This is a genomic window from Desulfosarcina ovata subsp. ovata (assembly GCF_009689005.1).
Classification (GTDB): Bacteria; Desulfobacterota; Desulfobacteria; order Desulfobacterales; family Desulfosarcinaceae; genus Desulfosarcina; species Desulfosarcina ovata.
Genome location: NZ_AP021879.1, coordinates 1,153,194 through 1,177,698, shown reverse-complemented (window position 1 = coordinate 1,177,698; position 24,505 = coordinate 1,153,194). Strand labels below are relative to the sequence as shown.

Sequence of the window (24,505 nt, the reverse complement as noted above, 5' to 3'; positions counted from 1 at the left end):
GCTACTATGGCGCCAGATCTGAGTGAATGAGCGGTGTGAAGGTCGCGGGCCGGATGTCGGGTCTCTTCGTCAGCGGGCAGACGGCAAATATCATTAATGTCAATATACCCTGGAATTTTAATGGGGGCAAAACTTTTTCAATGAAGAAACGTTGAATCTGGAATTGGGACAGGGGCATCCTGATGCTGTTTCAAAGCCCATCCAGGGACCTGGATCCATGGGGCCGGATCGGCGTCCAGTTGACCGACGCCGTCAAGGCCGCCGGCAGAAATGAAGATGGGAACCTGCGACAGAAGGCCGGCCATGCCTTGGAAAAAGCCAGATTGGATCCGATATTTGATAATCGTTGTCCTTTTGAACTCAGTGGGTCCCAACGGCAGCGGGAAAAGCACCATTGCGAAAATTATTCTGGGTGTTGAATTACAAATAAGTCGAAGCCACCGTTTTAAATTCTTTTACGATATAGTAGTTAAAGAGGGTTTGGTTGGATTGACGATAAAAGTCGATCAATATTTCTCTCTGTTCATCCGTAAAAAGATCAAATCCATCTTCTTTGGCTTTAGGGAAATTCTCCTGTAGAAAATTCCGCAACAGCGATCTTTCTTTCTGATTCAAAATCGTATTCCCAAATCTTGTAAGTTCAAGACCTTTTTTTGATAGACTGGGATTTGAAACAGGCAATTTACCTTCATAGACGATGGGAGCCCCCATTATATTCAATAACCTGGTTACGACCTCATTCGGGTTATTATGCAGGGCTTCAAATGGTAGAACATACAAATTATCTCTTCCGAAGTTATTTTTGTAAACATCCAATATCCGCGGCCAACGAAATGCACGGGTATCAATCGTAGAAATAAATTCTTGAAATATAGAATGCTTGCCCTTACTACGATTTCACCAAGTTTACCCTCGGCCAGGAACCGCATGGACTGCCATCTACTTTCAGGTGGCAGTCATAGGCCCGGCAAAGAATCTTCTCATCGATCACCTGGGCGGGTGTCCCGCAGGCGGCGATATGGCCTTTGACCAGCAGCAAGATGCGATCGGCATACATGGCCGCCAGATTGATATCGTGGGAGATCATTAGCACTGTGGTGCCGCGTTTTGTTTTCAGGTCGGCCAGAAGCCCCATGACGCGTACCTGATGGGCCAGATCCAGGGCTGCCGTGGGTTCGTCCAGCAGGATCAGTTCCGGCTGCTGACAGATGGCCCGGGCGATCTGGGCGCGCTGCCGTTCGCCGCCGGAGAGGTGTCTGACCGGACGCTCCGCTAAGTGAGAAAGACCGACGAATTCGATGGCCTGCCTGGCGATGTCAAGATCGGCCTGGCCTTCGATCCCCAGCACGCCCAGATAGGGGGCCCGCCCCATGAGGACCAGTTCCCTCACGGTGAACGGGCAGTCATCGTCGCTGGTTTGGGCCACATAGGCCAGTTGGCGCGACAGCTGCCCCCGTTTGATCTGTGCCAGGGGGCGATCGCCCATGAGAATTTCTCCGTTGGATGGAGATTGCAGGCCGGCCAGGGTCTTGAGCAGGGTCGTTTTCCCCGACCCATTGGGACCGATGACCACAAAGAACGCGCTCCGTTCAACCGCAAAGGTCAGATCCTGCAGTACGGGGATGCCTGAATAGGCGTAGCACAATCCATGGATGTCGATTGCCGGACTCATTGTCTGGATCGCCTCAGGAGAATGATAAACAGCGGAGCACCGATCATGGCCGTGATTACTCCGCCGGGCATCTCTCCTTGGGCGGGCAGGACGCGGGCCAGCAAATCACACACCACCATGTATGCGCCGCCGCCCAAGATGCAGCCGGGTGCCAGGACCCGGTGGTCAGGGCCGACAATCAGCCGCAACAGGTGGGGAATCACCAGGCCGACGAAACCGATCAGGCCGCATTGGCTGACCGTGACGCTGACCATCAGCGAAGTGGTGATCAGCAGCACCAGGGTTACCCGTTTTACGGCAACCCCCATGGAGGTGGCCATGTCGCCGCCCAGCAGCAGCAGGTTCATGCGGTTGGAATGCATGAAGATGATAATGAAACAGGGCAGCAACACCGCCGCCAGCATGGCCACATGCTGGATCTGCGAGGCGGACAGGTCACCCATGAGCCAGAAGATAATGTTATGCAGACGGGCGTCCTGGGTGATCGAGAGCAGAAACATAATTACTGCGGAGCAAAAGGCATTGACCATGACACCGGAGAGCAGCAGGGAATCTTTGACGATAATGGCCCGGCCCGATGAAATCAGGATAATCAGCAGCAAGGTCGCCAGACTGCCGAGAAATGCCATGATTCCGACACCGGGAATGCGGGACAACCCCAGGATGATACCGACGATGGCGCCGATCGCCGCACCCCCCGAAATGCCCAGAATGTAGGGCTCGGCCAGCGGGTTTTTCAGAAGGGCCTGGAAGACGAGGCCGCCCAGGGAGAGTGCGGCCCCCACCAGGGCCGCCAAAAGGACCCGGGGCAGACGGATCCGCCAGATGATGGCCGACTGCATGGTATCCCCATTTCCCTGAAAAAGAGACGACCAGACGGCTTTCAGGCCGCTGCCCGACGAACCCATGGAAATCCCGGCCAGCATGGCGCCCAGGAGAAAAAGGAGCAGAAGCATACAGACCATGGCAATCTTCAGCGGCAGGGAGACGGGTCGGCGGATCATGGCTGCGGCTTCCGGGGGGCGGCTTTGAAAACGTCCGGGTGGATCAGACGGGCCAGCTGTTCCAGGCCCTCCACCAGTCGCGGGGTGGGCCGGTCGAGAACATTGGAATCCACGATGTAGATTCGGTCGTTCATGACGGCCGGTATTGCCTGCCATTGCTGCCAGTCCCGTTTGACCTGTTCGAAAACCGCCTGCCGTGCCATGGAAGTGATGACCATGATCTCCGGCCGCAGGCCGATGACCTCTTCTTTGGAGAAACGGGGGTAGGGGACCGGCCCCTGGGCGAGGTTGACTCCGCCGGCCATGGTGATCAGTTCATGAATGAAGGTGTTGGTTCCCGCCGAGACAATCGGGGCGATGCCGATCTGGAAAAAGACGCCGGGTCGCCGATCGGACGTGGCCACCTGTTGCTGTACCCGATCAATGCGCTGCCTCATTCCGGTGACGATTTGCGTGGCCCGCGGGTGCACATCCAGCACGCGGCCCAGTTCCGACAGGGTTTCCATGACCGATGGCAGATCCCGTGGGTCCACGGCGTAAACCGGAATGCCGATGGATTCGAGTTTGTTGACCACTGAAACGGGATTGCCGTCTTTGATGGCAATACACAGGTCGGGGTCAAGGGCGACAATTCTCTCCACGTCCAGGTGAACATAGGAGCCGACTTTGGGCAGGGTCGCGGCTGCCGCTGGAAAGTCGCTGAACTGGGTTACCCCCACCAGTCGTCCGGACAGATCGAGGGCGAAGAGAATCTCGGTGATACTGGGCGCCAGCGAGACAATCCGCCGGGGGTGATCCGGCAACCGGACCTGGCGCCCCAGTCGGTCGGCCACGGTTCCGGCGGCCGACCAGGACGTCAGCAGCGCCGTCAGCAGCAGTGCACTCAATACGCATTGGCCGAACCGGATCAGCCGTCTATAGTGCTGGAGAGTGGGCCTGCGTGGCCGGTCGGGCGTGTCGGGATGTCGGGGAATGCACGGGTTTGTCATGGATCGTCTCAGATAAAAAAAGCCCCACCTCCGAAACGGAATCAAGGCGGGGCAAGATCTGTCTGCCACTCGGTTGAATCCGCCTTGACCGCGAAGGCGCATTGAATTCCATCATCCGTCAAGGTTTCCTGACTCGTGGATCGTCCTACCGGCCGCCTCTTCCCGCCTGACCGGATCAGGCAGTGAGCTGTTGCGGCTTTCGTCCCCACTCACAGTGGCGGGTCCGCAGCGGATTTGCACCGCTTTCCCTCTGAAAGCGCCCTCCGGGTGGATCCGCCCGAGGGGCAACTGGATGAATCATTTTGTTGTCGCGCTAATAAACCCAATCGCCGGATTGATGTCAATGGGTTTTCCGTGTTTTTCGATTGAGTCGGTCTGATCGTAAAATCGAGATTGTAAAATGGAAATATTATGACCTACATTCTTGATTTCGTGAAGACGCTGCTGGAGGATTTCAAGAAAATCCTTCAGCCCGATGCCGCTTCCATATCGGAAAAGGAATTTGCTAAGATGGCGTGACCACCCTGATGTGTGGCTACACCCTCGAGGATATCGCCAAAAACATCGTGGCCGTCATGCCCGATGCCGACTTGAGCCAGGGCATGCCATCACTGTTGACTTCCTTATTGGAGGAGGGCTTATGCGGGGTTGCCTTACTATGGCGCCCCTTGCGAGAGGTACTGCCGAATATCCACCGCATCGATCTGGTGCGGATCCATGAACCGCTGGGCATAGGTCCGGTAAATCCCTTCCGTCAAAAACAGGTCGAACAGGTCGGCGTCAATGTGCTGCTCGTCACGCATCCGCCGCATGATGCCAAGGGCCTGGCTCAGCGTTTTGGGCTCTTTGTAGGGCCGGTCCGTAGCGGTCAGTGCCTCGAAAATATCGGCAATGGCCATGATCCGTGCGGGAATCGAAATCTGCTCTTTTTTCAGCCCCCGCGGATAGCCCGTACCGATCATGGTTTCGTGGTGCGCACCGGCGTAATCGGCAACATTGGCCAGATAGTCGGGGAAGGGCAGACGATCCAGCATGCGGATGGTTTCGATAATGTGGGCCTGGATTTTGAACCGATCTTCGGTGGTAAGGGTTCCCCTGGGGATGCTCAGGTTGTAGAGTTCTCCCAGATTGGTCTCGTTGGCGGGAATTTGCATGACGATTCCCATGGTTTCTTTTTCCTGAGTGTTCGGCAGGGGCCTGGGGATGACATGCTCCGGCTTGTCGGCCAGAATGGGCTCAATGGCCGGCAATCCGGCGGCCGGATGGCGGCGTTTCAGGGCGCTTTCCTTTTGGGAAATGCCGATGCGGTCGTCCAGGTGACGCACCCACGTTTGTGCGCCAATCTGCTGCAAACGCGCAATGTCTTCGTCGGCCATGGATTCGCCACCCATGTTGCAGTCGGCGACAAAGGCGAAATCCTCCATGATCTGCCGGCGGCTTGCCTGCAGCTGTTCTTCAATCTCCGCTTTATTGCCGTTGCCGGCCAGACGCTGCCGGTAGCTGGTAATTTCCGCATCGCGCAGAAGCACCTCGAAACGCATACGGATTTCATGGATGCGGTTGCAGATGGTTTCCAGTTTGGTGGCCTTATCGACGATGTATTCGGGGGTGGTGACCTTGCCACAATCGTGCAGCCAGGCCGCCACGCGAAATTCCCGCCACTGATCCTGCGTCTGCATGCGAAAATCGGCAAACGGACCGGTTGGGGTCTGGTGCGCCGCCCTGGCCAGCATCTCGGCTACTTCGGGTACCCGTGCACAGTGGTTGCCGGTATAAGGCGATTTTGCATCAATGGCGCCGGCAATCATCTGGATGAAGGCATCGAACAGGGCACGTTGTTCTTCCATCAGATGCTTGTTGTGCAGGGCCACGGCGGCCTGGGCCGTCAGGGCCTCGACGAATCCGACGATCTCCTTGTCAAAGGGGACAATCTTTTTGCCCTGATCATCACGGGCATTGAACAACTGCAGTACACCAAGGGTCACCCCTTCTCTTGTACTCAGAGGAACGGTGAGCAGATTGTGGCAATCCGCTTCGGCACGGTCGATTGACTGCTCATTCATTCGGTTGGCCACAATGGTTTTGGCGGTTGCCGCCACCCAACCGGCCGTCTTGCTGGTATCGCCGGGGGGCGGTGCCGGGGCCGCGGGGTCGCTCACATTGATGCCATTGGGGTGTGCCAGGGGACCGGACGCATTTTCCAGAATTCGAAGTTCGAGCTGATTGGACGCATTGCGCAGGTAGAGGATTCCCCCATCGGTCCGGGACAGTTCCCGTGCCCGTTTGAAAGTATGGCGCAGAAGCTGGTCCATGTTTTTTTCAGCGGTCAGGGAGATGCCACTGTCAACCAGGCTTTTCAATTTTCCCTGCGTGGCGATCAGCGCATCGGTGCGTGTCCGGATGGTACTTTTCATGAGTACGAAGGCCTGAATCAGCGAATGGATTTCCTTGATATTGGAATCGAACGGTGCTGAAGGGGTAAAGTCGAACCGTCGTATTTTCATGGACTCCAGCTCCAGCAGGATCAGGGACCCGGAAATCTTGCGCGAAACAAAAAGGACCACGGGTAAAAAGGCCAGCAGGGTCAGGCCCGAGAAAAAAAATATGCGTTGCTGCATTTGCCGGATATGGCCGGTAAAGTCGGCAACCGGGGCGATGACGGCCAGGACCTGATCGAATTTCAGTTTCGCTTTCAGCCGTGTTGTCCGAACCAGGTACATCGACCCGCCAATTTCCGCTTCCCGGGTACGATCTCCCATTTGATCCGGGTCTGACAGATAGCCGGCCACCACAGACCGGACCAGCGGGTCATCCGACTCAGCGCCGGGGAGAAAGCGCAGCGAATCGTCCCGGCTGGTCTGTACCGCGGATTCATGGGAATGGGCGATCAGCCTTCCCCTCCGGTCGAAGAGGAAAAGCATGCCATTTTCCGATACACGCTGGCGGGCAAGGGATTGGGTGAACCGCTCCAGGGTGATATCGGCTCCGAAAACGCCTTTCCCGCTGCCCAGCCGCTCTGCACAGGTGATGCCGGGCAGTCTGGTTGAGCTGAAAATATAGGGGGCGGTATAGAAGGCCGCATCCTCCAGCTGCGCCCGGGTGTACCATGGCCGACCGCGCGGATCGTAGCCCGGGTCCAGATCGTCGCGCACTCCAATGCGATGGTGATGCGGATCCAAAAAATGCCAACGCTGAATCAATGTTCCGTCGGCGTCAGGTGCGATGATCCGCAGAACGTAGGCGGTTTCCGGCGGTGCTCCAAAATAGCGGCGGAATTCCTCCCGCTTGCCGACGCCGACGACCTGGATAAAACTGCCGTCATCATAACCGACATAGGAGGAGAAAAGATAATCGTTCAGGGTGAGCGCCCTGAGCATCATCGCGATTCCAGGATGAGACAACCCGCTGCCGGTGGGTGCGGTGGCCATTGCGGGCATATGGCTTGCCGAACCGACCAATACGGCAACCGACGCGATGACGCTTTCATAGCGCTGCATGGTTTTGGCGTTGATTTCCGAAAAGAGTCGGTCCGCCATCTGCATTGCCGCGGTTTTGCTTTCATGATGGCTGATTCCCAAAAAAAATCCGCTCAAGGTCAGGACAATCACCACAACCAGCGTGGTGATGCCGATATAAAATGGATATTTTTTTTTGCTGAAGGGCATGGGGACCTCCCGTTGAAACAATAACGTCACGATTCCAATGCGGTTTTGGGGCTGTCCGGTCCGGTGCTTTCCCACAGATCTTGCGGCAAAACGTTTTTTGATCTAGTATATGCCGATGCAGGGGGGAGATGTTCGACGACCATCATCCACCATCTGCGATGGTAATGCAAGCCGCCATGCAGTTTCTTTTTGCCATGATTTCCGTTATGCTGCATACAATCTGCTTGACTTTCCAAAGTGTTTTCAACTATAGGCGCTTTTTTTTGCAACGCCGGAACCGGTGACGCGGGCATGGGTTGCCCGCCTGGCCACCGATGGAAGATCATCGACCCATGGCATTGACGAAAAAACCGTATTTCAACGATTCCGACTCCCGGTTCAAGCTGTTCCACGAACTGATGGCCCGCAAGGTGAGCGACATTCTGCTGGTCTCCACGCCATACGATGCCTGGATCATGGAAGACGACTGTCGCCTGTCCGAGCGGGTCGTTAACGAGTATCGCGGCCTCAACCTGAGCCAGCCGCCGCGCATGACATGGGTGTCGACCGCCGAAGAAGCCCTTGCCGCCCTTGACCGCAAACCCTTTGACATGGTCATCACCATGCCGCGCCTGTCGGATATGGGGGCGGCCGCCCTGGGACACAAAATAAAGAAAAAAGCACCGGACCTGCCGGTGATTCTGCTTTCCCACGACACCATTCCCTCCCCGGAGATGATCGAGCCGGACAATGCGCCGGGTATCGACCGGACCTTTGTCTGGTCAGGGAACACCGATATTCTCGTGGCACTGATTAAAAGTGCCGAGGATCGCATGAATGTGGCCAAGGATACTGCGTCGGCTGGAGTACGGGTGATTCTTTTTGTTGAGGACTCGCCCTATTACCTGTCATCCCTGCTGCCCATTTTATACCGTGAACTGGTCTGCCAGACACAAGCGGTAATGGAGGGCACGCTCAACGAAGAGCACCGCCTGGTCACCATGCGCGCCCGGCCCAAGATATTGGTGGCCGGTAACTACGAGGAGGCATTATCCCTCTATGAAGAGTATGAAGCCTTTGTCCTCGGCGTGATATCCGACGTCCGCTTTTCTCGCAATGGCGTCATGGATGATACTGCCGGTGTGGATTTCCTCAGGCATGTCAGGAAGCAGCGTTTTGGTATCCCCTTGCTGCTGGCCAGTTCGGAACCGGCCAATGCCGCGAAGGCCGCGATGCTTTCGGCAGCATTTGTCGACAAGAATTCAGATACGCTGCACCAGGACGTGCGGCTTTTTTTCAAGGTCTACCTGGGATTTGGCGATTTTGTTTTCCGCATGCCCGACGGAACGGAGATCGGCTGCCGGGCGTCCAACCTCAAGGCGCTGGAACAGCATCTGGCCACCATACCGGAGGCCTCTTTCCGGTATCATTGCAATCGCAATGATTTTTCGCGCTGGCTTTTCGCGCGTACCGAAATGGGCCTGGCGGCACAAGTCCGTCCCATCAACGATGATGATTTTACCGATGTGGAGAGTCATCGCCGCCACCTGATCGAAATCATTGCCGACCGGCGCAAACGACGGCAGAAAGGGATCGTTGCCGATTTTGAAACGGCCGGTGCTGATTTTGACACTGAATTTTTTAAAATTGGAAAAGGGTCTCTGGGCGGAAAGGCCAGGGGGTTGGCCTTCATTACCTCCCTTTTGAGGCAAAACAACGATTTCTCGCAGCGCTATGAAGGTATTGATATTGTCGTGCCACAGACACTGGTCATCACCACGGACGGGTTTGAATCGTTTGTGGAGGACAACCAGCTGCGCTATCTCTCCAAGACAGATCTGCCCGATGAGCAGATAGCCGATATTTTTGTCAACAGCCGTTTCCCCGAATGGATCGAAGCCAAACTGCGCGACTATCTGGCGCAGGTGACCTATCCGCTGGCCATCCGTTCCTCCAGCCTGCTGGAAGACGCCCAGTTCAGGGCCTATGCCGGTCTCTACCGTACTTATATGATCACCAACGACTGTCCGGATCTGGAACGTCGCCTCGATCATCTGATCCAAGCCATCAAACTGGTTTATGCGTCCACCTACTATCAAGGCCCGAAAGCATTCTCAAAGCGGGTGGGGCATCGCACGGAAGAAGAGCAGATGGCGGTGATCATTCAGAAACTGATGGGGTCACGCTATGGCGACAGTTTTTATCCGGCCATCTCCGGTGTTGCCCAGTCCCACAACTACTACCCGTTTGCCCGCATGAAATCCGAAGAGGGGATTGTCACCATTGCCATGGGACTCGGCAAGACCGTTGTGGAAGGCGAAAAAACGCTCCGTTTTTCTCCGTGCCACCCACAGCTGCTGCCCCAGCGTTCCACGGTGGAGGATATTCTTGAAAATGCACAGCGCCATTTCTATGCACTGAAGATGGAGGGCTGCTGCCATTCCCTGGCCGCCAATGATGCGGCCAGCCTGTGGCACCGTGACGTGGCCGATGCCGAAGACGAGTTGCCGCTGCAGCTGCTGGCCAGTACCTATGTGCCGGATGAGCATCGGATCCGGGACACGGTCCACATTCCGGGAATGCGGGTGCTGACGTTTGCCCATATCCTCAAATACAATGAATTTCCGTTGGCGGCCATCATCAAAGATCTGCTCAAACTGGGCGAGCAGGGCATGGGCTGCCCGGTTGAGATGGAATTTTCGGTCAATCTGGCAGCCCAGGGCAGCCTGCCACCGCAGTTCGCCTTTCTGCAGATTCGTCCCATGACGGCCCGCGCTGAGCTGGAACAGGTGAATATCTCCACCGAGGAGATTGAAAACGCGCGCTGTTTTTCTGAAATGGCCCTGGGCAATGCCGTCAAACAGGATATGGCGGATATTATTTTCGTCAAACCGGAGGTGTTTGACCCGGGCAAGACCACCCTGATTGCCCGTGAAATTGCCAAGCTGAACGCCACGCTGGTCAATGAGCAACGCAAATATCTGCTGGTGGGGCCGGGCCGCTGGGGGTCGGCCGACCGGTGGCTGGGAATTCCGGTGAACTGGTCCGATATCTCCGGTGTTGGGGCGATGATTGAAACCGAATCGGACAAACTGGTGGCCGAACCCTCTCAAGGTTCGCACTTTTTTCACAACATAACGACCCTGGGGATCAACTACATTACCGTTTCCAAGGCGTCCGGCGGTCGACTGGACTGGGACTGGCTGGTTTCGCTGCCCAGGCAGAGTGATCTGACCTTTGTCGCCCATCTGCGCCTGGAGACCCCGGTCACCCTCAAAGTTGACGGTCGACGGTCCCGGTGCGTGATTATATAAAAATGGACTCAAACGGGAGGAACGAGCATGATGGATATTTTGCAGTTGGTAAAAGATAAGGATCCCGGCCAGCGGGAGTTTCACCAGGCGGTGATGGAGGTGATGGCCTCGATCCAGCCGGTGATGGACAGGAACCCCGAGTACCGGGCGGCCAAAATCCTGGAGCGTCTGGTGGAGCCCGAGCGGGTGATCCTGTTTCGGGTGCCCTGGGTGGACGACCAGGGACAGATCCAGGTCAACCGCGGCTACCGCATCGAGATGAACAGCGCCATCGGACCCTACAAGGGCGGTTTGCGGTTTCACCCCTCGGTGAACCTGGGTATCCTGAAGTTCCTGGCCTTCGAACAGGTGTTCAAGAACGCCCTGACCACGCTTCCCATGGGCGGCGGCAAGGGGGGCAGCGATTTCGACCCCAAGGGCAAGAGCGACATGGAGGTGATGCGTTTTTGCCAGAGCTTCATGGCCGAACTGTTCCGCCATATCGGTCCGGACACGGACGTGCCGGCCGGCGACATCGGCGTTGGGGCGCGTGAGATCGGCTACCTGTTCGGCATGTACAAGAAACTGAAGAACGAGTTCACCGGCGTGCTCACCGGCAAGAGCCTGAACTGGGGCGGCAGCCTGATCCGTCCTGAGGCCACGGGTTACGGCTCGGTTTACTTTGCCGCCGAGATGCTGGCCACAAAAGGCGAGACGCTGGAGGGCAAGACCTGTCTGGTCTCCGGTTCGGGCAATGTGGCTCAATATACCCTTGAGAAGCTGCTCGACCTTGGGGCCAGGCCGGTGACCTGTTCGGATTCCTCGGGCTATATTTTCGATGAGGCGGGCATCGACCGGGAGAAGCTGGCGTTTATCAAAACCCTGAAAAACGTTCGCCGGGGCCGGGTCAAGGAATACGCCGAGAAGTATCCGTCGGCGGTCTACACGGCAGTGGACCTGGATCAGGATGGCAACCCGCTGTGGGCCCACAAGGCCGACTGCGCCTTTCCGTCGGCGACCCAGAACGAGATCAACGCGCGTGACGCCCAGAAACTCGTTGACGGTGGCGTCATCTCCGTGTGCGAGGGGGCCAACATGCCCACGATGCCTGAGGGGATTGACATCTTCCTTGAACACAAAATTCTCTACGGTCCGGGAAAGGCGGCCAATGCCGGCGGGGTGTCCGTGTCGGGGCTGGAGATGACTCAGAACAGCATGCGCCTTTCCTGGACGCGTGAGGAAGTGGACAACCGGCTGCAAATGATCATGAATAGCATTCACCAGACCTGCCTTGCCTCCGCCGAGCAGTACGGCACGCCGGGAAATTACATGAACGGAGCCAACATCGCCGGCTTCGTCAAGGTGGTCGACGCCATGCTCGATCAAGGGGTGGTGTAGACCGCAGCTTTATTGAGTGGCTGGCAAGACAAGTGCCTGAGCAAACAAAAACGGCATCCTTTTCAGGATGCCGTTTTTGTTGATGCGTCAATCTATTGTTTATACTCTTACCACATTGGCAGCAGCGGGACCACGGTCGGTTTGCTCCACATCGAAGGTCACACGATCTCCTTCCGCGAGGGTTTTGAATCCCTCAGCTTTAATAGAAGAAAAATGAACGAAGATATCGCCCTGACCTCCTTCCTGCTCGATGAAACCAAACCCTTTTTTGTCACTGAACCATTTTACAACACCGTTTGCCATTTTCTGCAGCCTCCTTGAAATAAGTAAACATCCCGGTCTCGAACAGTGGCTGTCGCCATAAAGCGGTAATCACCTCTCGTGTACAAGACCTATCCGACCCAAAATCCGGTTATCACACAATAGATAAACGTATCAATAGAAATCGGTTTCCACGCTACCGATCAAAACGGTTGATGGCCTTTAATTTAAACGTCGTATACCGAGTAAACACCACGGCCGATGCGTTTCATTTTACCTTTTTTACACGCGCGGTGGACAATGTTACTGATCTGCTTCTCGTTAAATCCTGATTTCCCACGCAGGGATTCCACGGTGATTCCTTTTTTAAAACGCTTCATAATGGCCAGTACCTGATCCGTGGGTGTCGATCCGGCGGTTTTCTTTTTGGCAACCCGCGTTCGGGAGGTCTTTTTTGTCGGAGCAGTCGCAGCCGAAGGGCTTTTTTCGAATGCCATGGCCATGCTTTCGGTTTTTTTGGAGAGGTTTTCAAGCTGCTTGGCGACGGTTTTCAAATCTCGGGCTAATTTTTTCATGACCTGAGTCCTCCATGTGTAAAGGGGGTGAAAAGTGCCTTTCCTCCTAAAACGGTATATATATGGAGAAAGAACGAATTGCCGTTCAGTCATTCAAATCACTCAGTCAACCGTTGAACGGCAGTTCGATTGATGTTACTTATTTTGAATTATCCAATTGCCGGTTAATCTACGGCCTGTCGGGCGTTGCTGAACTGAGAATGATCGCGCAGGGGATCATCGATCGGCCGAGGAACATCACATGAGAACAATAACAACAGAAGCAGCAACATGCTATGAGAAAGAGCATAAAGGATCACTTGACAAATGTCAAGCTACCAAAATTTAACCGAAAATTGATTTGTTCGGCTGCTTGTGGCATGGTAAAAAAAAATGACCGGTAAGTGACCGATCCGGTTTTTGTCAAAATTGGTGGAGAGGATTGGACCGAAAGTAAGCGGATGAACGAGGATAAAGACAAGCAGGAGCCGGCTTTCGTCTCACGCCGAACGGGGATTGACCGGCGTTGGATCAAGTCGCCGGGTCACTGGCCGGAACGCCGGCGGGGTGGGGATCGGCGCAGAAAACAGCCGCGATCTTTTCTGCAGCCCCTGGACGGGGATGCAGGGGCGGAGCGAAAGCAGAGGTTGCCGCAAACCAGCGGACCATCGGAACCTTTTCATGCGCCTCAATCGGAGGACTCGCCTGACGGGATTGACGCTGCTACCGGTGAAGGGACCGATCCCGATCTCGAAACAGAGGATGAAAAGTAGATTCAGGTTCCATTGGGCCGTTGCGGAAAGCGTTTGCCCACCGGTTTTCGCCAGTTGGTACTCACTCCGGCCAGGCGAAGTATCCGAATGGCCGTCTGCATGTGGACGTCGATCGTTTTCACGCCATGGGAGTCATCTCCGGGAACGACAGCGATGCCCAGGCGTTTTGCCGCCTTTAGGATCGGAGTGGAGAGATAGGGCTCATCAGCGCCCTTGGTCAGTGGGCGGAGGTTGAAATCCAGGATCAGATCCAGTTTTTTAATCAGTTCTAAATTTCGCATGATTTTTTCCCAGATGGCCGGTTTGACCACTCGGGAACGGTAATCCGGATCGAATATCCGGATAATGTCAAGATGGCCCACCACTTCCGGCTGCAATGCCTGGATCATCTCGTACTGCTGATCGAAATAGCGGGCATACAGGCCATCTAGGCCGCCGCACTGAGTGGCGGCGATGTCGTAATCGGTTTGGCTTGAATCAAAGGGGATGTCATCCACATGGTGGACCGACCCGACCACATAATCGGGCGAATGCGTGGCAATCAACTCCCGGACCAGCGCAATGCTGCCACTGGTCGTCTCGGTTTCAAACCCGACGAAGATGCGGATGGCATCCGCATAGCGCTTCTGAAGCAGCCGGCAGGTACCGATATAATCGGCAAAGCGTTCTTTCAGTGCGCGGGCGTCCAGTCCGGCGGCCCGTTCTTCGGGATAGAGGAATCGGTCCGAGGCCGGCGGCATGTGCTCGGTGATCCCCACCCAAGGGTAGCCTTTCCGGATGTATGTGCGGACGATCGCCTCCAGGGTGTCGCTGGCATGTCCGCAGAACTGGCCGCTGTGACCCCCATGAACCGATACCGGCGTTGGGACAATCATGGCAACAATTCCTTTTGCGGCGCCATTTACGCCTTCCTTTTAAGAAACGCCAGCCGGCGGGGCTCGGGCAGGCGCTCGATGGCATAGCGCAGCATGGTCCGCGGCATCTGCAGACAGTGGGTGTCCAGAAAGGCGGTCAGAGCGCGTTCATCGTGTTTTCCCGCTTCACGCAACATCCATCCGGCCGCTTTGTGAATCAGGTCTTCGCGATCCTGAAGCAATCGTGCTGCCAGTTCCATGGTATCGGCAATCTCACCGGCACGGATGAATTGCCAGGTGGCCACCATGGCAATCCGGCGTTCCCACAAATTTTCCGATTGAACGAGACGATAAAGGACCCCGCGCTTCCGGCGGAGCAGAAATGCCCCCAGGATGGTGTGGGCGGAGCAGTCCACCAGGTCCCAGTTGTTGATCCAGCGGGTGTGCGCCAGATAGAAGTCGACAATGGCCGCCTGTCCATCCGGGTCGGCCTTCTGGAAACGGCCGATCAGCAGGAACAGGGCCAGTTGGCGTGCTTCGTGGACCGGTGAGCAGAGCAGCGATTCTATGGCGGCCATGCTGGCGGGGGCATGTTTTTTGGCCAGTTGGCGCAGCCGGGGAACCTTGATTCCCAGAAACCGGTCGCCTTCGGCATACTCTCCCGGGCCGGTCTTGAAGAACCGCTGCAGTTGCGTGGCCTGGTCCGCACTGGCCATGGCGGTCATCTCGGCAGTGATGGCGGCGGCCGGGTCCTCAGCGTCCGCGATGCTGAAATTCTGCTTCAACAGATTGGTGATGGGCAGAAAGTGGGGCGTGGGCATGGCCGACCAGCGGAACCACTCCCAACATTCACATTTGTGCGGCTCCTTGACTTCCGGGTCGCCCTCGGTGCCCTCGGCAATCACGAACAAGGTCACGTAATGTTTCTGCTCTTTTTCAAAGATATCATTGGTAAACGGTCCCATTCGCAAGCGGCTGATCGAAAGGCCGGTCTCCTCATGCAACTCCCGCCGGGCGCATGCCTCAATGGATTCGCCGTACTCCAGATGACCCCCGGGAAATTGCCATGTTCCCGCACCATGGCTGTTTTTGCGTTTGCCGAGAAGCACGCGGCCGTTTCGGATCACGATGACCCCGACCCCGATGCGGGGGCGTTTAGGCGCTGCATTCATGATGGTTGTCCGATCCGGCTGCGCGGGTCAGGAATATCTCATCTTCCCGACCGTGGCGGTCCGCGAAGCGTCCGGCAAGGCGAAAGATTCTCACAGGGTGTAGAGAATGACCAGGCATCGGGTGACCTCGGCGGAGAGACTTTTCAGCTTGTGCGGGATGGTGGAGTGGAAATGGATCGACTCGCCCTGGGTAAGGGTATGGATTTTGTTTCCCAGGGTAAACTGCAACTTGCCGTCCATGACAAAGATGAACTCTTCCCCGTCGTGTTTGTAGGCCACCGGTTTATGGTCGTGGTGCGGTTCGATGGTGACCATGAACGCCCTCAGGTGATCGTGCTCGGCGCCGGATGTCAACGTCTGGTAAGAGTAGTTGCGGGTCCGGTTGACGTAGGCCTGGGTCCGCTGGTCGCGGATCTGGGCCTTCTCCTCGTTCCGCAGAAACATTCCCGGATCGACACCATAGGCCGTGGAAAGGCGCAGGATAAAGGCCACCGGCGGAGAAATCTCACCCGACTCCACACCGGCAATGAATTCCGGCGTCTGGCCGGTGGCCTCGGCCAGTTGCTCGCCGGACCACCCCTGGGCCTCGCGCAGGGTTTTGATCTTTTCACCAAAACCGCCTTTTGACTGCGGGATCGGAGTGTCCGCACAGACGTCGTCAGCCAGTTGGCGCATGACCGCCTGCCGGACCCGGGCGATCAGCAGTGGCAAAAAGGTGGTGGCATCGGCGATGACGCCGATATCGGCAATGCGAAAAATCGGGGCCGCCGGGTCGCGGTTGATGGCCACAATGGTGCCGGAATCCATGATGCCGGCCGTGTACTGGACGGCACCGGAGGTGCCGATGGAGACGAGCAGTTCAGGCCGTACCGTTTTGCCGGTCTGGCCGATGAGCCGGTCTTCGGCCACCCAGTGGTTGAGCACGGGGGGGCGGGTGGCAGCCACCTGGGCGGCCATGGCCGCAGCCAGCTGACGAAGGCTGCCGAAATTTTCCGACGTACCCAGTCCGGCACCGCCGACGACCACGCTGCGGGCACTTTCCAGGTCTTCTGCGGAAATCGAGGCCCGCTGGCTGGAAAGCTGCCGGATCGCTTCTGTTTTTGTCTGGACATTCAACGGCACATGGGTGGTCTGTCCGGATCGCATCGTATCTTTTTCGCCGGCGGCGCCATGGGGCTGAACCGTGGCAAACCCGGTGCCGTGGCCGGCAACATAGGTGATTTCCGCCATCACTTCGCCGCCCCATGCCGGGCAAAGACCGACAACGGTTCCGTCCGCTCCCGGTATCAGGGCGACGCAGTCGGCCATCAGGCCGGCGCGGGCAGCAGCGGCCGTGCGTGCGGCAAGGTCGCGGCCAAAATCGGTGAGCGGGAACAGGACCAGGCGGGGTGATTTTTCACGGATGACCGGTGTCAGGGCGTCGGCAAACCGCTGAACCATCGGGGCGGCAAATTGTTCATTTTCGAAAAACAGCACTGCATCCGCCCCCCAGGCGAAGGCTTCGCCAGCGATACCGCCTTCGAGCACGGCACAGGTCTCATCGTCAGAAGCGGTCAACAGCGTTTCACCGGCCGCCTTGAGGGCGAAAAAGACCACCCGATCATCGGTCTGCCGGGCTAGCTCGGTGGCCTTCACCAGCACTTTCAGGCTCAGATCCAGCAGCTGGCGGCTGCGCAAATCCCCGAATACCCAGATTTCATTGGTTGTGGTGTCGGTCATGATCGTTATTTACGGTTTCCTTTGCGAAGGTGGTATCACTGTCGATTGATTGGGGTGGAACCGCATGGCGGACTGGCATGGTCAGCCGATCAGTCCCGTTTCCACCAGCTTCCGGACCAGGGCGTCGGCCTGTTCCACCGGCGTTCCTTCAATCCATTGGCAGGCGCGCTGCTTTTTTACCGGTTTCATGGAGAGCACCCGGGTGGGGGAACCGGCATCCCCCACCTGTTTCGGATCGAGGCCGACGTGTTCGATGCCGAGCATCTCGACGGGCATGTCATCGAATGCCGTGGCCAATCCACCCAGGGCGGCATCCCGTGGCAGCGCCGCCGTCGGATGAACGGTCAGGGCTGCGGGCGGGGTCAATGCATAGGTCTCCTGAAATCCGTCGATCTGGCGCGAGACAGTGATCGACCCGCCGGCCAGGTCGACATGGGTGGTCCCGGTCACCATGGGAATCCCCAGGAGCACGGATGTCTGGGGGCCTACCTGTCCCGTGTCGCTGTCCGCCGTGCGCGTGCCAAAAAGAAGCAGGTCGTACGGGGCCAGATGGGTGACCGTGGCGGCCAGGGCGGTGGCGGTGGCCAGGGTGTCGGAACCGGCCAGGGCCGCATCGCAGAGCAGGGCGGCTCGATCGGCGCCCATGGCCATGGCCTCACGCAGGGCGGCTGCGGCCGTGGGGGGCCCCATGGAAATGACGGTGACCGAACCGCCGTGGGTTTCCTTGAGATGCAGGGCAATTTCCAGCGCCGGCCGGTCAAAAGGGTTGAAGGCACATTGGTCAGCCGTGCGGACAATTTTCCCTCTGGGGGCGGCGGTGACCACCGATTTGATGCAGACGATGATGTGCAAGGGCTAACTCCTTTGGCTCAGGCGCCGTCCAGGACGCTTTTGGCGATGACCATGCGATGAATTTCCGAGGTGCCTTCATAAATGCGCGTCACCCGCGCGTCCCGGTAGTACCGTTCCACGGGATAGGATTTGCTGTAACCGTACCCACCGTGGATCTGGACCGCCATGTCGGTTACCCGGCTGGCCGTTTCCGCGGCCAGCAGCTTGGCCATGGCCGACTCCTTGGAAAAAGGAAGCTGTTTGTCTTTGAGGGCCGCGGCCCGGTAGACCATCAGGCGGGCGGCATCCACCTGGGTGGCCATGTCGGCAATCATACTCTGAATCGCCTGGTGCTGGGCGATGGGCACCCCGAACTGATGGCGCTGACGGGCGTAGCGGACCGCCTCCTCGAGGCCGGCCTGGGCGATCCCGACGGCCTGGGCGGCGATGCCCATGCGGCCGGTATCCAGGGCGGCCAGGCCAATCTTAAGGCCCATACCCTCCTTGGCCAGCAGGTTCTGCCGGGGCACCGGGCAGTCGTTGAGGCGGATCGAACAGACCGGGTTGGCGCGCATGCCGCACAGATCCTCAAGATCGCCGGTGACGAAGCCGGGGGTGCCGCGTTCGGCGACCACCACGCTGATCCCCCGGCGTCCGGCCGATGGATCGGTGCGGCAGAAGATCAGGCAGACGTCGGCAACGCCGCCGTTGGTGACGAACACCTTGTTGGCATTGACCAGATACCGGTCGCCATTGGCCAGGGCCGTGGCCTCGATTCCGCTGGCATCGGAACCGGCATTGGGTTCGGTGAGACAGAAAGCGCCGATCTTTTCTCCCCGGGCCAGGGGGGGCACCCAGCGTTCGATCTGGTCCGGGCTGCCAAAGGCCAGGATCGGGAAGACCCCCACGGAGTTGTGAACGGTTACACACAGGCCGATGCTGCCGCTGACCCGGGCGATCTCCTCGATGGTAATGGCATAGCTGACCGAGTCGAGGCCGGCGCCGCCAAGGGATTGGGGGACCTGGATGCCGAAGTAGCCCAGGCGACCCATTTTTTCGATCACCTCCCAAGGAAAACGGGCTTCCTGGTCAATCTGGGCGGCGATCGGGCGCAGTTCCCGATCACAGAAGCGGCGTACCGATTGTCGCACCGCGCGATGCTTTTCTTCCAGCAGCATATCCATAATTCGGACGATCCTGATTGATTGGCTAATGGGTTAAATGACCTGTTGCTGCTATCAGAATTTGGTGAAGGCGTCAATGCTGACGGCGCCGCGAACCGCCAGATTGGAATTGAAGCCACCGGCAAACCATGATACCACCATCAGGACGATTGACGATATTCCCTGACTGATTCAATGAACCATCGATCCATGACAACCGGAAAATATCCCGATGGACCGCGCCCGGCGGTGGGGGCCGTGGTGTTCAAGGGCAATGCCGTACTGCTGGTCAAACGCGGCAAGGCCCCGGCCCATGGGATGTGGGCCATTCCCGGGGGCAGTGTCCAGCTGGGAGAAACCCTCGGACAGGCGGCCGAGCGGGAAATCCTTTTCGGAAAATAGATCCGCGTTTTGTATGGGAGAGGTGATGAATTCTATTTCGGACCAACAGGAAGTGCGCATTCGGCAATGGGCCGAGACGGTTGGTGAGACGTTGACACTCCGGTACACCACCTCCGGTCACGTTCAGGATCAGCCGTTTCGATCCTTTGTCGATCAATTGGCCGGGATTGCCGGTTGTATTCGTCCCAAAAAAGAGAGTGACCTGCCGGTGGAACGGCCCACCTTGTTCGTCGGCCCACACGTGGCCTACCAGGCCCTTCCGCTGGATCGCGAACTGGAACCGTTTCTGGCCGTTCTGGCCAATGGTGCGGCCTTTACGGATCAGATCGGTCCGGACGTACGCGCGCAGCTGGAGAGACTTGGGGTGCCGGCGTTGCTGAAGGTCTATGTCACGCCCCATTGCCCGTTTTGTCCAGCAACCGTCACCACGCTTTTGGGGTTGGCCGGTCTCAACGAAAATGTATGGGTGACCGTCATCGACGGCATGCTCTACCCTGAAGCCGCCGATCAGGACCGCATCAGCTCCGCTCCCACGGTGATTCTGGACGATCAGTTCCGTTGGACCGGATCGGTGGATGCCCTGGAGCTGGTTACCCTGATGCTGGATCGGGATCCAGCCGGTCTGAGTGCCGACGCCCTGCGGGGGATGATCGAGGACGCCGATGCCGACGGAGTGGCGCGCCTGATGTCCGATCACAACCAAATTTTCCCGGCATTTATCGAGTTGCTCATCCACCCGCGCTGGTCGGTGCGACTGGGGGCCATGGTTGTCATTGAGACCCTGGTGGAGATGGCACCGGCATTGGCCGGGCAGGTCGTCGAACCGCTGCTGGCCGCTTTTGCCACTATCGACGATACGGTCAAAGGCGACGTTCTGCATGTGCTGGGTGAAGCGGGCAACCGGGACGCCCTGCCATTTTTATCCCGGGTACTCGAAGTGGAAACGGATGAAGAGATCTGCGATGCCGCCAGCGAAGCCATTGAAAAACTGACCTGATTCCGGTTTGAACGTACCGCCCGCCGGCGGCGCGATCAGTCCCGGGGTGGTTCCGGACGCTGGCCGGTCTCTTTCCAGGCGCGATACCGGTAAAGATCTTTTTCCAGATAATAGAGACAGGCCAGAAAAACGGCTGCATCGTCCAATTGGCCCAGGCCGGGAATGAAATCGCTGATCAGGTCGGTGGGAATCAACAGATAGGCGATGGCCAGGATGAAAACCATGCCCGACAGCGGTGAAACCGAGCGGTAGCGCCCTTTGACGAAATCACCGGTCAGCGATATGAGCAGCCGCAAATCCTCGGCAAGGCGTTTGATCAGGTTCATGTTTGCAGGTGTGGCCATGGGGCACCTTTCGTACTGAGTTTATCGAAAAAATGAGGAGATTGGACCAATGAACACCCAAACGCTGATTTTGACCGTTCTGATTTTTTGGCTGATCATGGGCCTGGCTTCCCTGTCCGCCTATTCCGAAGTCAAACGCACCGGCGGAACCCTGGTGGACGCCATGCGCAACAACGAGACGTTCTTTTTTATTATCAGCCTCGTGATCGGACTGGTGGTGGTGGCGTTAAAACTCGGCGCCAAGATTTAGCGGGCTTCCAAAACGCGTGGCTATTTTCCCTCCGACAGCTTTTTCCGCTGCCCCTCGATCCAGTCTATCCGGCTCCAAAGTCCCTGGAGGATGCGTACCTCTCGCTCACTCAGGCCGCTACGGCCGAACAATCGCCGAAACGATCTTAAAATGTGGTCCGGATTCTGCGGGTCCAGATACTCGGCCTCAAGGAGCGTCCGGCGCATATGCTGGAACATGTTCTCGATGTCGCTGGCCTGTGCCGGAAGCTGATTCTCATTGGCCGTCGGTGCGTTTTGGCTGAATTTTTTGTGCAGTTCATAGAGCACCAGGGCGACGGCGTGAGACAGATTCATGGATGGATAATCATCGTCTGTGGGAATGGTGATGAATGCATGGCACAGATCCAGTTCGCTGTTGTGCAGGCCGCGGTCTTCACGACCGAACACAAAAGCCGTTTGTGCATTGGTCGGTTGGGCCAGGGCTTGTTCGGCGGCGTCCTCCGGCGAAAGAAAATCCTCGCGGTACTTGCCGAAGCGGCGGGTGGTCCCAAAAGCGAGGTGGCAATCGGCCAGGGCCGCGTTCAGCGAAGGGAAAATCGTGGCCTGGTGAAGAATGGCTTCAGCCTTGAGGGCCATTCGCCGGGCATCCAAAGACCGAAACCCATCGCAGGGCGTCACCAGCCGAAGCTCACTGAATCCGAAATTCATCATCGCCCGGCAGACCGACCCCACATTGATCGGCCCCTGGGGCTCGACAAGGACGATACTGATCTGTTCCATTAGGAGCGTTTTCCCTGCATGCGTCTGATGACCGTTTCCGTAAGGGGCACTGCCGGCTGGAAAATGACACAATTGCCAGGCCGGGTCAATCTTGGGCGGCGCGGGTCGGCAAACAGGGTCAAATTCCCTTTCCGGACCGGCGATTTTGCGGTAATGAAACGCTGACATGGATGCAAAACCGTAACCCGCAACGCCCTGACGGCATGAGGACAACCTATGAAAACCGCCAAAGACCACATCATCTTTCCCCTGGATGTTCCCGATCCCGATATCGCCCGTTCCCTGGTGACCCGGCTGGCCGATGACGTGGGGATGTTCAAAATCGGCCTCGAACTGTTTATCCGCTCCGGACCTGAACTGGTTCGCTGGATCGTGCGGGCCGGCAACGCCAAGGTATTTCTGGACCTGAAACTTCACGATATCCCGGCCACTGTCAAACGGGCCATGGCCCAGGTGGCAGACCTGGGAGTCTATTTCGCCACGGTGCATTGTGGCGAGAGCCGGTCCATGCTGAAGGCTGCCGTGGAAGGTGCCGGCGGCAGGGTCAACGTGCTTGGTGTGACGGTCCTGACCAGCGTTTCCGCCGCCGATGTGGCCACTGCCGGTTACCGGGACGATTATTCACAGGACGTTCGCCGGCTGGTGTTGAAAAAGGCGGCCATGGCCATGGATGCGGGCTGCTGCGGCGTGGTTTGTTCCGGTGAGGAGGTCCAGTCGATCAAAACGACCTTCGGACCGGAATTCCAGGCGGTAACGCCCGGCATCCGGATGGCCGACCGTTCGGTCAGCGGGGATGACCAGGCCCGCGTCGTGACACCGGCCATGGCCATTCGCCGTGGGGCGGACTACTTGGTCATCGGCAGGCCCATCCGCGATGCCGCCGATCCGCAGGCTGCAGCAAGGGCCGTTGCCGGAGAGATTCAGGGCGCCTTGGACGCCGCTTCCCCAAAAGGGAGGGACGTCGGATAAATCAAAGGCGGATCGATCGTTGCGGTGCTGCAAGACCGATCCGCCTCTGTTTCCGATCGTGTTTCAGTGTGCCTGGATGATTCGCCACAGCGTAACGGCGATCACTGCGGCGCAGACCAGCAGGACAAAGCGAATTTGCTCAGGGGTGAACCCTTTCATCCGGCCAACCCTTCCGGTTTTCCTGGTGGGCACCGCCTGCCTAATCGTCCCGGTCCAGCCCGAAGGCCGTGTGCAGGACCCGGACGGCCAATTCCGTATATTTTTCCTCAATGATGCAGGAGATGCGAATTTCAGAAGTGCTGATCATGATGATGTTGATGTTTTCACGGGCCAGGGCGTTGAACATCAGCGACGCCACACCAGAATGATTTTTCATGCCCACGCCGATTACCGACACCTTGGCGATGTTGGGGTCGGCAAAGACATCCTCGGCATCAATGGTTGCGGCGACTTTTTTCTCGATTTCCAGGGCCTTGGTGCAATCGGCCTTGGGAACGGTGAAGGTCAGGTCCGTCTGACCGCCGCTACGCGTATTCTGGATGATCATGTCCACCAGAATGCCGGCTTCGGCGATGGGAGAGAATATTTTTGCTGCAACACCCGGCTGATCAGGGACTTTTTTCAAAGTGATCCTTGCCTGATTCAAATCGTGAGTGACCCCCGAAACAACCAGTTGCTCCATCCCGGAATCTTCGTTTACCACCATGGTGCCTTCCTCCTCTGAAAATGATGAGCGGACATGAACGGGGATGTTGTATTTTTTGGCGAAACCGACGGAGCGGATCTGCAGCACCTTGGCGCCCAGACTGGCCATGTTGAGCATCTCGTCATAGGAGATGACCTTGATTTTTCTGGCCTTCGGGCAGATGTTGGGGTCCGCTGTGTAAATTCCATCCACGTCGGTGTAGATCTCGCAGACATCGGCATTCAGCGCCGCCGCGATGGCCACCGCCGAGGTGTCCGAACCGCCGCGACCCAGCGTGGTGATGTTGCCCTTGATGTCCATGCCCTGAAAACCGGCCACAACAACGATTTTTCGGTCTTTCAGAAGGCGTTTGATCCGATCGGTACCGATCTCGAGAATGCGCGCGTTGCCGTATTCACAGTCCGTGACCACCTCGGCCTGGTGTCCCAGCAGGGATTGTGCCTGAACCCCCATACCTTTGAGCATCATGGCCAGAATGGCTGCCGTGGTCTGCTCGCCGGTGGCCAGCAGCACGTCCAGTTCGCGCCGGTCCGGGGCGTCGGTGGCTTCATTGGCCAGGCCGAGCAAGCGGTCGGTGACGCCGGCCATGGCCGAGAGAATCACCACCACGTCATTCCCCTGATGATGGGTTTTCAAAACCCGGTTGGCGACATTGCGGATGCGGGTGATGTCGGCGACCGAGGTGCCGCCGAATTTTTGAACGACGATTGCCATACTTTTTCCACTTTCAGTGCTTTTCGAATGGTTCC

24 protein-coding genes and 1 riboswitch are annotated in these 24,505 nt (G+C 57.6%); of the genes, 8 read left to right on the top strand and 16 right to left on the bottom strand.

Features of this window, described 5'->3' with window-relative positions; genetic code table 11:
- Nucleotides 1–182: 182 nt before the first annotated feature.
- Nucleotides 183–419: a hypothetical protein gene (locus GN112_RS05225; protein ID WP_155309263.1), complete on the top strand. Its 237-nt coding sequence runs from the start codon at nt 183–185 to the stop codon at nt 417–419.
- Between the two features lies 1 nt (nt 420).
- Here GN112_RS05225 and GN112_RS05220 read toward each other — a convergent pair whose 3' ends face one another.
- From GN112_RS05220 to GN112_RS05195, 6 genes are all read right to left on the bottom strand, one after another.
- The gene (locus GN112_RS05220; RefSeq protein ID WP_155309262.1) at nt 421–816 is read right to left on the bottom strand and encodes a hypothetical protein; all 396 of its coding nucleotides are present in this window, start codon (nt 814–816) and stop codon (nt 421–423) included.
- Nucleotides 817–889: 73 nt separating this feature from the next.
- On the bottom strand, nt 890–1,672 hold the full coding sequence (locus tag GN112_RS05215; protein ID WP_155309261.1) for an ABC transporter ATP-binding protein: 783 nt from the start codon (nt 1,670–1,672) through the stop codon (nt 890–892).
- On the bottom strand, nt 1,669–2,676 hold the full coding sequence (locus GN112_RS05210; protein WP_197743264.1) for a FecCD family ABC transporter permease: 1,008 nt from the start codon (nt 2,674–2,676) through the stop codon (nt 1,669–1,671). The genes GN112_RS05215 and GN112_RS05210 overlap by 4 nt, the downstream gene beginning before the upstream one ends.
- Nucleotides 2,673–3,665: an ABC transporter substrate-binding protein gene (locus tag GN112_RS05205; protein ID WP_155309260.1), complete on the bottom strand. Its 993-nt coding sequence runs from the start codon at nt 3,663–3,665 to the stop codon at nt 2,673–2,675. Before GN112_RS05205 ends, GN112_RS05210 begins: the two co-directional genes overlap by 4 nt.
- 100 nt (nt 3,666–3,765) lie before the next feature.
- Nucleotides 3,766–3,973, bottom strand: a riboswitch (cobalamin riboswitch).
- Between the two features lie 348 nt (nt 3,974–4,321).
- On the bottom strand, nt 4,322–7,330 hold the full coding sequence (locus GN112_RS05200) for an HD domain-containing phosphohydrolase (RefSeq protein ID WP_155309259.1): 3,009 nt from the start codon (nt 7,328–7,330) through the stop codon (nt 4,322–4,324).
- Nucleotides 7,331–7,356: 26 nt separating this feature from the next.
- On the bottom strand, nt 7,357–7,623 hold the full coding sequence (locus GN112_RS05195; protein ID WP_155309258.1) for a hypothetical protein: 267 nt from the start codon (nt 7,621–7,623) through the stop codon (nt 7,357–7,359).
- 39 nt (nt 7,624–7,662) lie between these two features.
- Between GN112_RS05195 and GN112_RS05190 the strand changes: the two genes are divergently transcribed.
- Nucleotides 7,663–10,623, top strand: a complete 2,961-nt coding sequence (locus tag GN112_RS05190; protein ID WP_155309257.1) for a DUF5752 family protein — start codon at nt 7,663–7,665, stop codon at nt 10,621–10,623.
- Between the two features lie 27 nt (nt 10,624–10,650).
- Nucleotides 10,651–12,000 carry an NADP-specific glutamate dehydrogenase gene (gdhA, locus tag GN112_RS05185; protein ID WP_197743263.1) on the top strand — a complete coding sequence of 450 codons (1,350 nt, stop codon included), beginning with the start codon at nt 10,651–10,653 and terminating at the stop codon, nt 11,998–12,000.
- Nucleotides 12,001–12,099: 99 nt separating this feature from the next.
- Here gdhA and GN112_RS05180 read toward each other — a convergent pair whose 3' ends face one another.
- The gene (locus GN112_RS05180; protein ID WP_155309256.1) at nt 12,100–12,303 is read right to left on the bottom strand and encodes a cold-shock protein; all 204 of its coding nucleotides are present in this window, start codon (nt 12,301–12,303) and stop codon (nt 12,100–12,102) included.
- A gap of 185 nt (nt 12,304–12,488) precedes the next feature.
- Nucleotides 12,489–12,836, bottom strand: coding sequence for a hypothetical protein (locus tag GN112_RS05175; RefSeq protein WP_155309255.1), 348 nt, complete (start codon nt 12,834–12,836; stop codon nt 12,489–12,491).
- A 440-nt stretch (nt 12,837–13,276) separates the two neighbouring features.
- Here GN112_RS05175 and GN112_RS05170 point away from each other — a divergent pair, with 440 nt between their 5' ends.
- Nucleotides 13,277–13,588 (top strand): hypothetical protein, encoded by a 312-nt coding sequence (locus GN112_RS05170; protein ID WP_155309254.1) that lies wholly within the window; start codon nt 13,277–13,279, stop codon nt 13,586–13,588.
- 2 nt (nt 13,589–13,590) lie between these two features.
- Here GN112_RS05170 and GN112_RS05165 read toward each other — a convergent pair whose 3' ends face one another.
- From GN112_RS05165 to GN112_RS05145, 5 genes are all read right to left on the bottom strand, one after another.
- Entirely contained in the window at nt 13,591–14,463 is an 873-nt protein-coding gene (locus tag GN112_RS05165) for a histidinol-phosphatase (protein WP_155309253.1), read from the bottom strand.
- A gap of 26 nt (nt 14,464–14,489) precedes the next feature.
- Nucleotides 14,490–15,614, bottom strand: a complete 1,125-nt coding sequence (locus GN112_RS33900; RefSeq protein ID WP_155309252.1) for a DNA alkylation repair protein — start codon at nt 15,612–15,614, stop codon at nt 14,490–14,492.
- A 90-nt stretch (nt 15,615–15,704) separates the two neighbouring features.
- The gene (locus GN112_RS05155; RefSeq protein WP_155309251.1) at nt 15,705–17,333 is read right to left on the bottom strand and encodes an FAD-binding protein; all 1,629 of its coding nucleotides are present in this window, start codon (nt 17,331–17,333) and stop codon (nt 15,705–15,707) included.
- An 81-nt stretch (nt 17,334–17,414) separates the two neighbouring features.
- Nucleotides 17,415–18,185, bottom strand: coding sequence for an electron transfer flavoprotein subunit beta/FixA family protein (locus GN112_RS05150; RefSeq protein ID WP_155309250.1), 771 nt, complete (start codon nt 18,183–18,185; stop codon nt 17,415–17,417).
- Nucleotides 18,186–18,202: 17 nt separating this feature from the next.
- Nucleotides 18,203–19,348 carry an acyl-CoA dehydrogenase family protein gene (locus GN112_RS05145; protein WP_155309249.1) on the bottom strand — a complete coding sequence of 382 codons (1,146 nt, stop codon included), beginning with the start codon at nt 19,346–19,348 and terminating at the stop codon, nt 18,203–18,205.
- Nucleotides 19,349–19,537: 189 nt separating this feature from the next.
- Here GN112_RS05145 and GN112_RS05140 point away from each other — a divergent pair, with 189 nt between their 5' ends.
- Complete coding sequence (locus GN112_RS05140) at nt 19,538–19,729, top strand: NUDIX domain-containing protein (protein WP_231716939.1); 192 nt, start codon at nt 19,538–19,540, stop codon at nt 19,727–19,729.
- A gap of 25 nt (nt 19,730–19,754) precedes the next feature.
- Nucleotides 19,755–20,726, top strand: coding sequence for a thioredoxin family protein (locus tag GN112_RS05135; RefSeq protein ID WP_162458789.1), 972 nt, complete (start codon nt 19,755–19,757; stop codon nt 20,724–20,726).
- 35 nt (nt 20,727–20,761) lie between these two features.
- On the opposite strand, the gene GN112_RS05130 is transcribed toward GN112_RS05135, so the two are convergent.
- Nucleotides 20,762–21,070: a YkvA family protein gene (locus tag GN112_RS05130; RefSeq protein ID WP_155309246.1), complete on the bottom strand. Its 309-nt coding sequence runs from the start codon at nt 21,068–21,070 to the stop codon at nt 20,762–20,764.
- 49 nt (nt 21,071–21,119) lie between these two features.
- On the opposite strand from GN112_RS05130, the gene GN112_RS05125 reads away from it, so the two are divergent.
- Nucleotides 21,120–21,320: a hypothetical protein gene (locus tag GN112_RS05125; RefSeq protein WP_155309245.1), complete on the top strand. Its 201-nt coding sequence runs from the start codon at nt 21,120–21,122 to the stop codon at nt 21,318–21,320.
- Between the two features lie 20 nt (nt 21,321–21,340).
- Here the strand turns inward: GN112_RS05125 and GN112_RS05120 are convergent, their stop codons facing one another.
- Entirely contained in the window at nt 21,341–22,081 is a 741-nt protein-coding gene (locus tag GN112_RS05120; RefSeq protein ID WP_155309244.1) for an RNA methyltransferase, read from the bottom strand.
- A 216-nt stretch (nt 22,082–22,297) separates the two neighbouring features.
- On the opposite strand from GN112_RS05120, the gene pyrF reads away from it, so the two are divergent.
- A complete protein-coding gene (gene pyrF, locus GN112_RS05115) occupies nt 22,298–23,050 on the top strand; it encodes an orotidine-5'-phosphate decarboxylase (RefSeq protein ID WP_155309243.1) in 753 nt (250 codons plus the stop codon).
- 199 nt (nt 23,051–23,249) lie between these two features.
- Here pyrF and GN112_RS05110 read toward each other — a convergent pair whose 3' ends face one another.
- Nucleotides 23,250–24,470, bottom strand: a complete 1,221-nt coding sequence (locus GN112_RS05110) for an aspartate kinase (RefSeq protein ID WP_155309242.1) — start codon at nt 24,468–24,470, stop codon at nt 23,250–23,252.
- Nucleotides 24,471–24,505: the final 35 nt, after the last annotated feature.